Annotated in this window: 7 protein-coding genes; 5 read left to right on the forward strand and 2 right to left on the reverse strand. The window is 60.2% G+C overall.

Annotation, left to right across the window (positions count from 1 at the left end; all coding sequences use genetic code 11):
* Positions 1-5: 5 nt before the first annotated feature.
* A complete protein-coding gene (locus SBL51_RS20860) occupies positions 6-785 on the reverse strand; it encodes a queuosine precursor transporter (protein ID WP_317933096.1) in 780 nt (259 codons plus the stop codon).
* 259 nt (positions 786-1,044) lie between these two features.
* Between SBL51_RS20860 and SBL51_RS20865 the strand changes: the two genes are divergently transcribed.
* The 5 genes from SBL51_RS20865 (at position 1,045) to SBL51_RS20885 (ending at position 12,275) form a co-directional block, all read left to right on the forward strand.
* Positions 1,045-2,001 (forward strand): ABC transporter ATP-binding protein, encoded by a 957-nt coding sequence (locus SBL51_RS20865; protein ID WP_317933097.1) that lies wholly within the window; start codon positions 1,045-1,047, stop codon positions 1,999-2,001.
* Positions 1,991-4,876, forward strand: coding sequence for a Gldg family protein (locus SBL51_RS20870; RefSeq protein ID WP_317933098.1), 2,886 nt, complete (start codon positions 1,991-1,993; stop codon positions 4,874-4,876). The genes SBL51_RS20865 and SBL51_RS20870 overlap by 11 nt, the downstream gene beginning before the upstream one ends.
* A gap of 19 nt (positions 4,877-4,895) precedes the next feature.
* On the forward strand, positions 4,896-5,870 hold the full coding sequence (locus SBL51_RS20875; RefSeq protein WP_317933099.1) for a DUF4340 domain-containing protein: 975 nt from the start codon (positions 4,896-4,898) through the stop codon (positions 5,868-5,870).
* A 398-nt stretch (positions 5,871-6,268) separates the two neighbouring features.
* Complete coding sequence (locus SBL51_RS20880; protein WP_317933100.1) at positions 6,269-11,317, forward strand: PAS domain S-box protein; 5,049 nt, start codon at positions 6,269-6,271, stop codon at positions 11,315-11,317.
* Between the two features lie 4 nt (positions 11,318-11,321).
* Complete coding sequence (locus SBL51_RS20885) at positions 11,322-12,275, forward strand: diguanylate cyclase (protein ID WP_317933101.1); 954 nt, start codon at positions 11,322-11,324, stop codon at positions 12,273-12,275.
* A gap of 143 nt (positions 12,276-12,418) precedes the next feature.
* On the opposite strand, the gene SBL51_RS20890 is transcribed toward SBL51_RS20885, so the two are convergent.
* Positions 12,419-14,155, reverse strand: a complete 1,737-nt coding sequence (locus tag SBL51_RS20890; RefSeq protein WP_317933102.1) for a S8 family peptidase — start codon at positions 14,153-14,155, stop codon at positions 12,419-12,421.
* Positions 14,156-14,275 lie beyond the last annotated feature (120 nt).

Below are 14,275 nucleotides of genomic sequence, written 5' to 3' on the forward strand. Positions count from 1 at the left end.
CCCGGTTAACCGGTTTGGCTGCTGTATTGCCGATCCACGTGCAGGTAGCGTTTCAGTTTTGCCGTCAGAATATAAAATGGAATGGTGTCGAGCAGGGCGGCAAACATTTTGAAGAGATAGCTGCTCGCCATGTAGGTGAAATATTGCTGCAGTGTGATTTCACCGCGTGCCAGGGCTCCCCAAAAAACAATACCAATCACCAATACCGAATCCACCGCTTGGCTCAACAGGGTACTGAAGTTGTTGCGCAGCCATAAATGTTTGCCTTTGGTTAATCGCTTCCAAAAATGGAACAGGCGCACGTCAATATATTGCGCGGCCACATAGGCAAACATACTGGCGAACACCGTGCCGGTGGCAAATATATAGATAAAATCGAACAGCTCAGCAGTGCCCGATAACGCCTGGTCACCGGGTAGCCCCACGACGGGTTCGACCAGTTGCAGGTTATGCCAGGGAATGCCTGGTACCGGGGTGGCGCTGTGGGCCAGGGTGATAATGCCGAGAATAAAAAAGTTTAAAAATAACCCTACTGTCACCAGATAATTTGCCCGCTTTTTGCCGAACAGTTCGCAGATTAAATCGGTGCAGAGAAAGGTGATGGGGTAGGGCAGAACCCCGACGGTGAGGGCCATGGGGCCCAACTCAATAAAGCGGGTGCTGCCAATAATATTGAGCATGGTCATCGCGCAGATGAACACCCCGGCCAGTGCCAGAAAAACCTTCTCGCGACGCTCCTGCAAATCCGAGTCGCTAATTGCCAACGGCGTAACTGCTTGCTCCATACCAAAAATTTCCAATGCTGAGTGAGTGATCGCGTTCCGGTCAGTCGCGCCGAACCGGCATGAGTACCAGATTTACCGCGGCGAGACAACTTTCCGGGGGCTCTGCAAACGCCGTTGGTAGGCGATTGCAATTTTTTCTCCAAGCTCGATCCTTCTGTGCGTTACTTTTCGTTTGCCAATTTTGCCCGTGAACTTTTTGAGACTACGCCCCTCTTACTGGCGACTTTTAACGGCTGGGAAATTGGCTAAGGAGGTTATCATGCTGGAAGTGAACCGGCTAAGTCGCAACTACGGCGCGCAGCGAGCGGTCGATGAGGTGACATTCACGGTGGCAAAAGGTGAAATTGTTGGTTTGCTTGGCCACAATGGCGCCGGCAAAACCACCATTATGAAAATGATTACCGGCTTTCTCGAACCCGATACCGGTTATGTTCAAGTCGACGGCATAGACGTCGCCACCGATCCTAAAAAGATCCAACAGGGTCTGGGCTACCTGCCTGAAAATCTACCGGTCTACCCGGAAATGAGTGTGGCCGATTACCTCGACTACTGTGCCACTCTCAAAGGGCTGGCCGGTCCGGAAAAAATCTCCGCCATTCGCTACGCTCTCGCCGCCACCGACATTCAAGACAAACTGGCCAGTGCCATCAGTACTCTCTCGCGTGGTTACAAGCAGCGGGTGGGGGTGGCCCAGGCTATTTTGGGCCGGCCCAAACTGTTGGTGTTGGATGAGCCCACCAACGGTCTCGACCCGGAACAGACCCAACACATGCGCCGTCTGATTCGCGAGCTGGCCAAAGAGGCGACGGTGATTTTATCCACCCACATTCTGCAGGAGGTGTCGGCGATCTGTTCGCGGGTGCTGATCTTACGCTCCGGGCAGCTGGTGGTGGATGAGTCCCTGGCCAGCCTCAGCAACAGCCGCAGCGTAATCCTGCACAGCAACCTGCCGAGCCAGGAGCTGCCACTGCTGAAAGGCCTTGCCGGCGTGCAGAGTGTTGAAGCCTTGCCTGTTGATGAAACCACTGAGGCCAGTGCCTACCGACTGCACCTGGGTGACGGCGGGCCTCTGGCCGAGGCCTCGGCGCGTATCGCCAAGGCGGTGATCGGTGCCGGCTTCGATCTCTACCAGTTGAATCCCCAGCAGCAGGATCTGGAGAGCCTGTTCCATAGCGCCGGTGCTCCCGTCAGCGAGGAGGCCAGCCATGCAGCCTAACGTTGCCACCAGTATTCTGCGGGTTGCCAAAAAAGAGGTGACCCTCTTTTTCGCCTCGCCCATCGCTTATCTGTTTCTGGCCACCTTTGCCGGCGTTACCCTGTTTGTCTTCTTTTGGGGTGAGGCCTTTTTTGCCCGCAATATTGCCGACGTGCGCCCCCTGTTTGAGTGGATGCCGATCCTGCTGATCTTTCTCTCTGCGACGTTAACCATGCGGCTGTGGAGTGAGGAGCGACGCACCGGCACCTTAGAGACCGTGCTCACCCAGCCGGTGCCCTTGTGGCAGTTTGTACTGGGTAAATTTTTGGGCTGCCTGGTGCTGCTGGCCATCGCCCTGGCGATGACGCTGCCGCTGCCCATTACCGTTGCCATTATTGCCGATCTCGACTGGGGGCCGGTGTTCGCCGGTTACCTGGCCACTCTGTTGATGGGGGCGGCTTATCTCAGCATGGGGCTGTTTGTTTCGGCCCGGGCGCAGAACCAGATAGTCAGCCTTATTCTGGCCACCGCCCTGTGCGGTACCTTTTATCTGGTGGGCAACAGCACCATCACCAATTTCGTCGGCAATCAGGCGGGTGAGTGGCTGCGTCTGTTTGGCACCGGCAGCCGGTTTGAGTCCATCGCCCGGGGGGTGATCGATATCCGCGATCTAACCTACTACCTGAGCCTGATTCTTATCTTCCTGGTGCTCAATGCCTATGTGCTCGAGAAAGAGCGCTGGGTCTACGGTGGCACCCGGCCTCACCATCGCCGCTGGCGCTCTGTCACCGCTCTGATTGTGATCAATGCCCTGGTGGCTAACCTCTGGCTCTTCCCCATTGGCAAGCTGCGGGCGGACATGACCGAGGGCAACCTCTACTCCATCTCCGATGCCACCCGCGGTTATCTGGCACAGCTGCAGGAGCCGCTGCTGATTCGCGGCTATTTCAGTGGCAAAACCCACCCGCTGTTGGCACCTTTAGTGCCCCAGCTGCGCGACCTGATCGAGGAGTACCAGGTGGCCGGGGGCGATAAAGTGCGGGTGGAGATTATCGACCCTTTGCAAATCCCCGAGCTCGAGAAAGAGGCCAATCAGGAGTACGGCATTCAGCCGGTACCCTTCCAGGTGGCCGACCGCCATCAATCGGCGATTGTCAGCTCCTATTTCAACGTGCTGGTGCAGTATGGCAACCAGCACCAGGTACTAGGCTTTGAAGATCTGATTGAGGTGAAAGCCAAGGGCGAGGGCGACCTCAATGTCGAGCTGCGCAACCCGGAGCACGACCTCACCCGGGCGATTAAAAAGGTGTTGGCCAGTTACCAATCGGGTGGCGATCTGTACGCCAATCTCGGCCATGATCTCACCTTCACTGCCTACGTCTCCGGCGACCCCATGCTTCCCACCGAGCTGCAAAAGTACAAGACGGAGCTATTGGACAAGGTCAAGGCGGAGCAGAAGAAGTCCGCTGGCCATCTGCAATTGCGGGTAATCGATCCACAGGCCGACAACGGTGCCGTGGCTGCACAAATTGAGCAGGACTACGGTTTCCGGCCCATGGCCACCAACCTCTTCAGTGACCAGCACTTCTACTTCTACATGACCTTAACCAGCGGCGACCAGGTGTTACAGATCCCGCTGGATGACCTGGCCATCAGTAGTTTCACCCGCAATTTTGAGTCGGGTTTGAAGCGCTTCTCAGAGGGCTACACCAAAACCGTCGGCCTGGTAACACCGGCAGCTGGGCAACCGGCCTCGCCCTACATGCCGGACCCAGGCCCCCACTTCGACCAGTTGCGCTCATTCCTCGGCGCCGAGTTGAATGTGGTGGATGAAAATATTGACGACGGCCAGGTTTCTGGCGATGTCGATATCCTCATGGTGTTGGCGCCCAAGGAGCTCAACGACAACCAGCTGTTTGCCATCGACCAGTACCTGATGCAGGGTGGCACCGTCATTCTGGCCTCCTCGCCCTACACCGCCTCTCTGGCCAATCGCAGCCTGGCGGTGACGGGCAATCAGAGTGGCCTGGCTGACTGGCTGGCGCACAACGGTATTCATATTGGCGACAGTATGGTGCTCGACCCGCACAACAGCGCCTTCCCGATACCGGTCAGCCGCAATGTGGGCGGCTATCAGATTCAAGATATCCGCATGCTCGACTACCCCTACTTTATCGACGTGCGCGGCGATCAGCTCAGTCAGCAGAATCTGATCACTTCCCAGCTGCCACAACTGACCATGGCTTGGGCATCGCCCATTACCCTGGATGGCGACCAGGGCAGCCGCAAGGTAACACCATTGATTACCAGCTCCGACGGCGCCTGGTTGTCATCGGATACCGACGTTATGCCCAAGCTCAACGACCAGGGCAGTACCAGCTACCAGCCAGAAGGCGATACCAAAACCCGTACCCTGGCGGTATTGAGCGAGGGGCGGTTTGACTCCTACTTTGCCGGCAAACCGTCACCACTGTTGGCGGCGCCGGCTGACGTCGATGCGGATGCCACCGCCGAACCCGACCAGGCCGATCTGCAGTTGGGCGCGGTGGTGGAGCGTTCGCCCAGTTCCGCCCGGTTGTTGGTGGTGGCCTCTAACGATCTGTGGCGGGATTCGGTGCTGCAGATGACGGCTGGTGTCGATCAGTCGCAGTACCTCAACAGCCTGCAGTTGGCGGCCAACGCCATCGATTGGTCTCTGGAGGATGCCGGCCTGCTCAGCATCCGCTCCCGGGGGCACTTCAATCGCACCCTGCCGCCGATGGCGACCACCACCCAATCCTATTGGGAGTACGGCAACTATGGCATGGCAGCACTGGCCCTGTTGCTGGTGGCGGCCGGCGAGCGGTTGCAGCGCCGGCGACGAATGGCGCGTTATCAAGCGTGGCTAGTAGGCTAGAGCGAGTGGGAGAAGAGCAATGACCAGTACCATGAAATGGCTCACCGGCGTTCTGATAGCACAGCTGTTATTGGCAGTCGGTGTTTACACCCAACAGGCCCACCGGGAGACAACCCCGCCCAGTGGCCCACTGTTAACCTTTACCCCGGATTCGGTGACCGAGTTTGATATCACCGGCAGCAACAACCAGTCGGTAACCATTGTGCGCCGGCCGGATGGTGGCTGGATTCTACCGGGCCTCAATAACCTGCCGGCCGATAAACAACTGCTGGACGAAGCACTCAGCCATCTCGCCGGCCAGCACGAGGATTGGCCGGTGACCCAAACCGCCTCTGCCCACGAGCGCTTCCGGGTGGCCGACAACGATTTTGAACGCCGTCTGGAGGTGAAATCGGGCGGTGATTCGGCGGTGCTGCTGTTGGGGGATTCGCCCGCCTACCGCAAGGTCTACGGGCGCCTGCCTGGCCAGGATCCGGTCTACTCGCTGGCGTTAAACAGTGTTGATTTCCCGCTGCACGCCAACCGCTGGCTGGATAAATCCCTGCTGGCGGTGAACGATGTTAGCTCGGTAAAAAGAGCGGAGTATCAGCTGCAGCAGCAGGGTGACCAGTGGCAGCTGCAGGCCGAGGGCAACATCCTGGCCGCGGCCGATGCCCCGCGTCAGCAACTGTTGAAAGTGTTGTCGGAATTGCGGGTGACTGGTGTCGCCGATCTGCCGCCACCGGCTGAGGCCACCGTTACGGAGATCAGCGTGCAGTCGGGCGAGCAACTTTATCGCTACCGCTTTGCCCACGACGACAGCCACTACTGGGTTTCGCGGGCGGATTTGGCGCCGACCTTTACCATGGGGCAATATCAGTTTGCCCAGATCGTCGATACCGGTGTGGCTGATTTGCAGGCAGTGCCGGCCGCTGAGGTACCCGCCGCCACGGCGCCAGCGCCCGACACAACCAGCCCGGGCAGTGTGGCACCCACGGCCGACGTCCACTCCTAAACCGCCCGCCACAGCCGGCACCGCTTGGTCCGGTTGTGGCGCTTCGGCAAGACAGCCCACAGGCGCCTGCCGCCCATCCTCTGGCTGCCGCCACTCTCGCCCTGGCCTGACCTTGTCGAGCATCTGCGGCCTATCGCTGCCCGCTGCCCGCTGCCCGCTGCCCCACCCGAGTTTTCCCCCCAACTGAATTTGCAGCTGTTAAGCGGACGCTAACCTGACTATCCAGCCCTCGATTAACGCGCAGCCCGCGGCAATGGGCTGCGCACCAGGGCTGGACGTGGCGTTAGTGCTGGACAAATGGCCAAATTTTGCCAGTCTTAACACTAAAATAAGACAATTCTGGGTAGATTGTGCCGAAATCTCATCGCTTGTCAGCGCTGCATTGGGCGTCACTTATTGTGCTGGTTGGAATCCTGGCGAGTGCGGCCGCCGGTTGGTGGATCGGTCAACGTAATCAGGTGGTGATCAACGACTATCTGGCCCAGCACCACAGCCAGCTGCAGAATGACATCGCCGCCCGATTGCGCCTTTACCAATACGGTCTGAAATCGATCGCCAGCGACATCGATAACGCAAACCACAACGAAGTGGTTGCGGCTGTCCAGAAGCTCAACGATAACCACTCCCTGACCACCGAGTTCCCCGGCGCCCTCGGCTTTGGCTTCGCCGAGCGCAGCCCCAGCGTTGGCGAGTGGCCGGTGGTGGCGGTTGCCCCGCAGGCGTTGAATGAGGCGCTGCTGGATTTTGATTTTGCCCGTTATCCCGCCATCCGCTATGCGGCCGACACAGCCCTGCAGCAGGGCGCGCTGCGCCTCGCCCCCCTGGATGAGATCCCGAATCTGGCCGGTGGCCGGCAGCTGCTTTTGTTGATGCCGGTCTATCACGGCGAACAACGTCCGCGCAGCCTCTCCCAGCGCCAACAGCTGCTACTGGGGTGGGCCTTCGTGGTGGTCGCTCTCGACGATGCCTTTAGTGACCTCTGGCTCGACAGCCGCTTCCTGCGCCTGCGCCTCTCCGATGTCAGTAATCCCGACTCGCCCCTGCTCTACTACCAATCGGCGTCTCTGGTCGACAATGTTCTGGCCCAAATCGACAACGAGCAGGAGTTCTATGGTCGTCTCTGGCGGGTGGAGTTGCAGGCCTTTCCCAACCTGGTACAACAGCTCAACCTGCCGTCGCCTACGGGTGTTTTCCTGACCGGTCTGGTGATCTGCCTGCTGTTGGCGGCCCTGGTGGAAAAGGTGGTGGAATCACGCCTGCAGCGGGCCGACACCGATGCCATCCGGCGGCGCATGGCAGCGCTTATCGACGCTACCCCGGACGGGGTGGTCACCACTGATCTGCAGGGCCGCATATCCGATTGGAATCGTGGCGCCGAGGCGCTGTTTGGCTATAGTGCGGAAGAGGTGCTCGGCCGTTCGTTAACCCAGTTGATTGTGCCCGAGGGGCTGCGCCACGAGGAGGAACTGTTATTTGCCCGGCTGCGCCAGGGCGAATCCATCGCCAATATCCGCTCCCGGCGGCAGTGTAAAGATAAGCTCACGGTCTACGTCTCCATTTCGATGACTCCCATGAGTGACCATGCCCAGGTGAATGCGGTGGCCATGGTGTTTCGCTATATCGGTGATGAGATGGTGGAGCAGCAGCAAATTGAGGCCAAGAACCGCTCCCTGGAGAGCCTGGCCAATCTGCGCAGCCGGGAGTTGGAGAGCTCCCGGCAGTTTATGCGGGCCCTGCTCGATGCCATCCCGCCCGCAGTGGCTTACCTGGATCGCAACCGGGAGTTGCTGCTGGTGAACAAGGCATTTGCGGCCATGTTCAGCAAGTCGGTGGATGAGTTGGTGGGTGCTTCACTGCCTGAACAGGTCCACCCCGGGGTTCTGGAGCGTACCGAGCAGCTGCTCGACAAAGCCCTGGCCGGCGCAAGTCAAACTGTGGAGAACAGCTACAACCTGGGTGATGGCCAGCATGCGCGCTACCTGTCGCACTTCATTCCCGACCGCCGCGACGATGAGATACTGGGCCTCTACCTCATTACCTACGACGTTACCGAACTCTATGAGAGCAGACAGCAGCTCTCCCAGGCGGTGCGCGAAAACGAAGCGCTGTTGAACAGTATCAATGAACAGATGGCCTACGCTCAGGCTACTGTCAATGGCGAGCTTACCTTCGTCAACGACAACTACTGCCGTTCGCTTGGGCAGAACCAGTCGACACTGCTGGGTAGCCGCTTAAAGCTGTTTGCCAGCGACACGGCAACAACGCCACTGTGGCCGGAAATTATTGCTGCCATTGAGGCGGGCCACTGTTGGCAGGGGCAGATGTGCGAACATCATAGCGATGGCAGTTGGGTCTGGTTTCAAGGGGTGGCCGCCCCCGCCTTTGATATCCACGGCAAGCTCGACCACCTGATTCTGCTGCGTCTGGATATTACGCACAGCAAATCCGCGGAGCGCGATCAGGAGCAGTTCAATCTGCTGTTTCGCAGCATTCTCAATATTGCCGCCCCGGTGGCTATTATTGCCACCGATCCCCAAGGGGTGATCACGGTGTTTAACCGCGGCGCGGAAAACCTGCTCGGCTACCGTGCCGCAGAGGTGGTGCAGCAGACCAGCTTTGCCAGTCTGGCGGATGGCCAGGACCTGGCGAACTTAAACCACTCGAAAACGCCTGCAGAGCCACTGCTGGGCCAGGGTTTTGAGCGTTTTCGCCAAACGCTCGATGACTCCGGCTTAGCGCGCAGCCACAACTATTTCCGGCGCCGTGATCAGAGTGACTTTGTCGCTTCGCTGACCCTCTCCCGGCTCACCGATGAGCAGGGCGAAGTGAGTGGTTACCTCGCTGTGGTGCTGGATATCTCTCAGGAGGTGAATAATTACCAAGCCCTGATCAAGACCCGGGATCAGCTGGCGATCGCCTCTGAGGTGGCCGACCTGGGGGTGTGGGTTTGGGATCCGGCTACCAACCTTATTGAGTGGAACGCGCGCATGCGCGAAATCTACCACCTCAGTGAAGTGGACCACCCGCAGATCTCCTACGACGATTGGCGCGCCTGTATTCTGCCTGACGACCGGGCCGAGCTGGATGCCCGTCTGCAGGCGGCGATGGCCAATCGTGGCGACTTTGACGGCGTGTTCCATATCATGCTGCCCGAGGGGGGTGTGCGGGCGGTGCAGGTGGCGGCGCACTTCGATCGCACCGACGATGGTCGGGTGTTTTCGGTGACAGGGATCAATCGCGATATCACCGAGCAGCTGCAGGTTGAACGCAGTCTGCGCGAAGCCAAGCTCGGGGCCGAGAGCTCCAGCCAAGCCAAAAGCCAGTTTCTGGCCAATATGAGCCATGAAATCCGTACTCCGCTCAATGCCGTGTTGGGCCTGCTGCAGCTGCTACGTCGCACCTCGCTCGACGTCCAGCAGACCGGCTACGCCCAGAAAGCCGAGACCGCCGCCAAATCGCTGCTCGCCCTGCTCAACGATATTTTGGACTTCTCCAAGATCGATGCCGGCAAGCTGAGCCTCGATCCCCACCCGTTTGAGCTGGCCGAGCTGCTCGACGAGCTAGCCATTATTCTGGCCGGTAATCTCCAGCAGGACTCGGTGGCGCTGGTGTTTGATATCGCCCCGGAGCTGCCGGCAAGGCTGGTGGGTGATGCGCTGCGTCTGCAGCAGGTGCTGATCAACCTGGCCGGCAACGCGCTCAAATTCACCAGCCAGGGTTATGTGCTGGTGCGCATTGAACCGGTGCCGGGCGCGCAGCGGTTAAACAGCATCCGCTTCGAGGTACAGGACACCGGCATCGGCATCGACGCCCAGCAGCAACGGCGGCTGTTTCAGGGCTTCGAGCAGGCGGAGGCCTCCACCTCCCGTCGCTTTGGTGGCACCGGCCTGGGGCTCGCCATCTCCAAACATTTAGTCGACTTAATGGGCGGCGAGCTGCAACTGCAAAGTGAAAGTGGCGTTGGCAGCCGCTTCTGGTTTGACCTCACCTTCAACGACTTCAGCGACCAACCCATGGCCGAGCGGCTGGCTGCTTTGGTCGGCCGCAAGGTGGTGTTGATGGTGCGTCAACCCCAGGTGCGCGCAGCGCTCTGGCGCCAGTTGGAGTACCAGGGCTTGGAGGTGTGGGTGGTGCAGGAGCTTGCCGAGGTGCTGGGCCAGGGTGCCCGCTTTGAGTTGGTGATTACCGATCAGCCGTTGGCCGACCACAGCCGTCTGCAGCGCGTGGCTGAAACACTCTCGGCACAGATAATCCTGCTGCAGGCGAGTGGCCAGCTGGAAACGGCCAGTAATCCGGCGCTGATCCGGCAGCCCTTCTTGCCGGCGCAAATCGTACAGAGCCTGGGCCGGGTGGTGCTGGGTGACGCGGCCAACGAATCACTGCAGCTACTCCCCGCTGACCAGCCCCTGGCCGGTCTCACTCTGCTGGTGGTGGAGGATAACGCCATCAACCGGCAGATTGCGGATGAGCTGCTCACTCAGGCCGGTGCCCGGGTTGTGCTGGCGGCCAGCGGTGGCGAAGGAGTGGCCAGGGTGGTGGCCGGCGACCCGCCCTTTGATGCGGTGTTGATGGATATGCAGATGCCCGACATGGATGGCCTGGAGGCGACCCGGCAGATTCGGGCCCGCCCAGAGTACCGCCAGCTGCCGGTTCTGGCCCTCACCGCCAATGCCAGCCAGGCCGATCGCGAGGCCTGCCTGGCGGCCGGTATGAATGGCCACCTGGCAAAACCGATCCTGCTTGAGGCGGTGATTGCTACACTTCTTGAGGTGACCGGAAAAAGCCGGTCCGAACGGCCATCACTGGCCGGGGACAGCCATAGCCAAGCGGAGGTAGACGCTATAAAACTTATTGAAGACTATGCGACGGTTATCGGCCGTTTTGGCGGCAACGAGAAGCTGTTTGCCAAAATGCAGCCCAAGTTTGCGCCAGAGATGGCCAAGCAACTGGAGCAGTTGAGCAGCGCAGTGGCGGCCGGTGACGTTGCCGCCAGCCGCGCCGCACTGCACACCGTGAAGGGTGTTGCCGCCACTGTAGGGGCCAGCCGCTTGATGCAACGGGCGGCGGATTTGGAGCTGATATTCAAGTGCGAGCAACCACCGGCACCGGGCGGATGTATTACCCCGGCGGTATTGGCCGAGCTGGCGACCCTGGTTGCCGATAGTGACTCGGCCTTAGCGGCGCTTTTACCTGCGGCGGTCGCGCCCGAGCCGGTTGCCTCGATGGCCTCGGTAATGGTGGCCGATGCCACACTGCGTGAAAACCTGGCTCATCTGCGCAAGTTTTTAGCTACTGACAACCTGCAGGCTCTGGACGAGGTGGAGTCGCTCTGTCGCAACCTGGCACCGGAGCAGCAGCAGAAGCTCTCCCCCGTGATTGATCACGTGCAAAGTCTGGCCTTTGGTGAAGCGCTGCAGGCTTTGGATACCTTGCTGGAAGAGATCTGAGCTGATGTTGGAAAGCACTGAGTTGCAGGCCAATGGCCAGCGCCCAAAATTACTGATCGTTGACGACCAACAGATCAATATCCGGATTCTGCACGAGCTGTTTCGCGACGAGTTTGAGATTTTCATGACCCTCGACAGCAGTAGCGTGGTGGCCAAGGCGAAAGAGCTCGCCCCCCATCTGGTGCTGCTCGACATCGAAATGCCGGGGATCAATGGTTACCAGGTCTGCCAGCTGCTGAAGGCGGATCCCGGCACGGCCGATATCCCAGTCATCTTCATTACCGCCCACTTCAGCGAGGCTGACGAGGTGCGTGGGTTTGAGGTGGGTGCCGTCGATTTTATTCACAAGCCGATCAATAAGGTGATTACCCAGGCCCGGGTCAGAAATCATATCAACGCCAAGCTACAGGCCGACCGCCTACGGCAGATCGCTCTGGTGGATGGTCTGACCGGAGTCGCCAACCGCCGCAAGCTGGATCAGGAGTTGCAGCAGGCCTGGGGTCACTGCACCCGGGAGCAGGTTCCACTCTCGTTATTTATGATCGACGTCGACTGTTTTAAGCACTTTAACGACACCTATGGCCACCAGGCCGGTGATGGCTGCCTGCAGGCCATTGCCGCCACCCTGCGTAAAACCCTGCGCCGTTCCTACGATATTGTCGCCCGTTATGGCGGCGAAGAGTTCGCTTGCATACTGCCCAATACCGATGCCGCCGGTGCACTGCTGCTCGCCCGGCGTATTCGGGAGCGGGTGCGGGAGCTCGCTATTGAGCACCAGGCCTCCAAGGTGGCGGAGGTGGTAACCGTCAGCGTCGGCGCTGTTACGGTGATACCAACGCCAGATGCCAACAGCGACGAATTGCTGATGCAGGCCGACAAAATGCTCTACGAGGCGAAGGTCCAGGGGCGTGACCGGGTCTGTTGTCGCGAACTCAATTCGCGCGCGCGGGTGATTTAGTCTATCCACCAACCAGGCCAGCCTGGGCTTGGCAAATCGTTGGGCTGAGCCGATTGCCGGCACCACAAATGCGAAGAGGCGCCAGTTGACGCCTCTTCTCTCTCCGATATTTCCGATTTTTCTGCTGACGTTTACGCTGCTGGTTACTCGGCCACCAGCGTAACGCCTGAGTAGGCCCGATAACCGTAAATGCTGATATACCAGGTGCCGGCAGCCGGGTTGCTGATGGTGCAGCTCTCATCGTTGCCATTCAGGTAGGGGCGGCAGTCGTAGCGCCGACGGCTGGGGGCAGCGTCGTAGCGTACGTAGAGGTCGGCATCGCCGCTGCCACCACTGATACTGGCGGTGAGTGTGCTGGTACCGGCTGGCACCTCAATGACAAAGTCCTGCCAACTGTTGCGGCTGCCGGAGAGGTTGGCTTCGTAGAGTCCGGTGGTGCCGCCACCGCCACCACCGCCGTCGCCGCCACCGGCAACATAAGCCACTGCCGCAGCGGCATCGACAATACCGGCGCCGCACTGGTTGCAGGTACCGGGGAAGTCCCGGGCGGTTGCTTTCAGGGCTGTTTCCACCTCATCGGGGGTGATACTTGGGTCCACGGAGTAGAGCAGGGCGACGGTACCCACCACATGCGGGGTCGCCATACTGGTACCTTGGTAATAAGCGTAGCTGTCGGTTCCGGGGGTGGTGGCGCCGTCATTGAGGGTCGATAACACTCCGTTGGCGGTGCCGGTAGACATGTCGCCCCCCGGTGCCGCCACATCCACCACACTACCGTAGTTGGAGTAGTAGGCTTTGGCGCCGGTACGGCCGGTGGCGGCTACCGTGATCACCCCGGAGCAGTTGGCGGGGGTGGCGTTGGCGGCGTTGGTGTTGGCGTTGCCCGCCGCCACCACCACGGTGGTGCCCAGACTGCGGGCGGTGTTGATCGCCGCCTGAGTGGTGCTGCCACAGCTGCCGCTGCCACCCAGGCTCAGGTTGAGCACCTGGGCCGGATTGCTGTTGGCCGGCAGGCCGCTGACACTACCGCCGGCGGCCCAGATCATGCCATCGGCGATATCGGAGGTGTAACCCCCGCAGCGGCCCAACACGCGCACGGGGACCACCTTGGCGCTGTAGGCGATTCCCGCTACGCCCAGACCGTTATTGGTCACAGCGGCGATGGTGCCGGCGACGTGGGTGCCGTGCCAGCTACTGTCGTAACCCGGGTCCTGGGTGGAGCAGGTGCCGGCGGAGCTCCAGTCGCCGGGGTCGGTGGCGTCACTGTCGCGGCCGTCGCCATCCACCGAGACAAAGGTATCGCTGATCATGTCGTAGCCGGGTAGCAGGTTGGCGGCCAGGTCGGCGTGGGGACGGTAACCGGTATCGATCACGCCCACCACCACTCCGGCGCCACTGGTCACATCCCAGGCGGCCGGCAGATTGAGGCCGCCGGTCGCTTCATAGTAGTGCCACTGGGAGCTGTAGAGTGGGTCGGAGGGGGTAGCCAAGGGGTGCATCAGCAGGTCGGGCTCGGCGTACTCAACATCGGCACGGGCGCTCAATTCGGCCACCACGGCGCTGACATCGGCGGCTGTTTTGAAGCCGCCCAGGGCTAATACCTGAGCGCCGTTGGCTGTGCGGCGCACATGGCTGAGGCGCAGGCCGCTGTTGGGTGCCAACTGCTCCAGGTTGCCACTGGCAATGGTGGCACCAGTCAGGCCGGTGGCTGAAGCTTTGAACTTGACGATAATGCGGTCCGTCAGAGCCTCGGTCTGATTGGCTGTTGCTTGAGCGGCGGTCAGCGGTGCTGCGGCGTTGGCCGGTTGCGAGGGTAGCGTGAATGCGAGTGCCAGCATGGGCAAACTGAGCAGCCAGCGCTTACTGTGGTTTCTCTTCATAACAGTCCTCTTTGCGTGGTTACAGACATCGGTGGGTGGAAAATGGCAACAGCAGGCCCTGCAGAAGCACTGTTCCGCATAAGTAGCTCTGGCATACCGCCGTCGAAATTAAACCAGGCG

This window comes from Halioxenophilus sp. WMMB6 (genome assembly GCF_033283405.1).
Taxonomy (GTDB): Bacteria; Pseudomonadota; Gammaproteobacteria; order Pseudomonadales; family Cellvibrionaceae; genus Halioxenophilus.

Excerpts from the sequence above, each read along its gene's own strand:
- SBL51_RS20860 (WP_317933096.1), bottom strand. The coding sequence starts at position 785 with ATGGAGCAAGCAGTTACGCCGTTGGCAATTAGCGACTCGGATTTGCAG.
- SBL51_RS20865 (WP_317933097.1), top strand. The coding sequence starts at position 1,045 with ATGCTGGAAGTGAACCGGCTAAGTCGCAACTACGGCGCGCAGCGAGCG.
- SBL51_RS20870 (WP_317933098.1), top strand. The coding sequence starts at position 1,991 with ATGCAGCCTAACGTTGCCACCAGTATTCTGCGGGTTGCCAAAAAAGAG.
- SBL51_RS20875 (WP_317933099.1), top strand. The coding sequence starts at position 4,896 with ATGACCAGTACCATGAAATGGCTCACCGGCGTTCTGATAGCACAGCTG.
- SBL51_RS20885 (WP_317933101.1), top strand. The coding sequence starts at position 11,322 with ATGTTGGAAAGCACTGAGTTGCAGGCCAATGGCCAGCGCCCAAAATTA.
- SBL51_RS20890 (WP_317933102.1), bottom strand. The coding sequence starts at position 14,155 with ATGAAGAGAAACCACAGTAAGCGCTGGCTGCTCAGTTTGCCCATGCTG.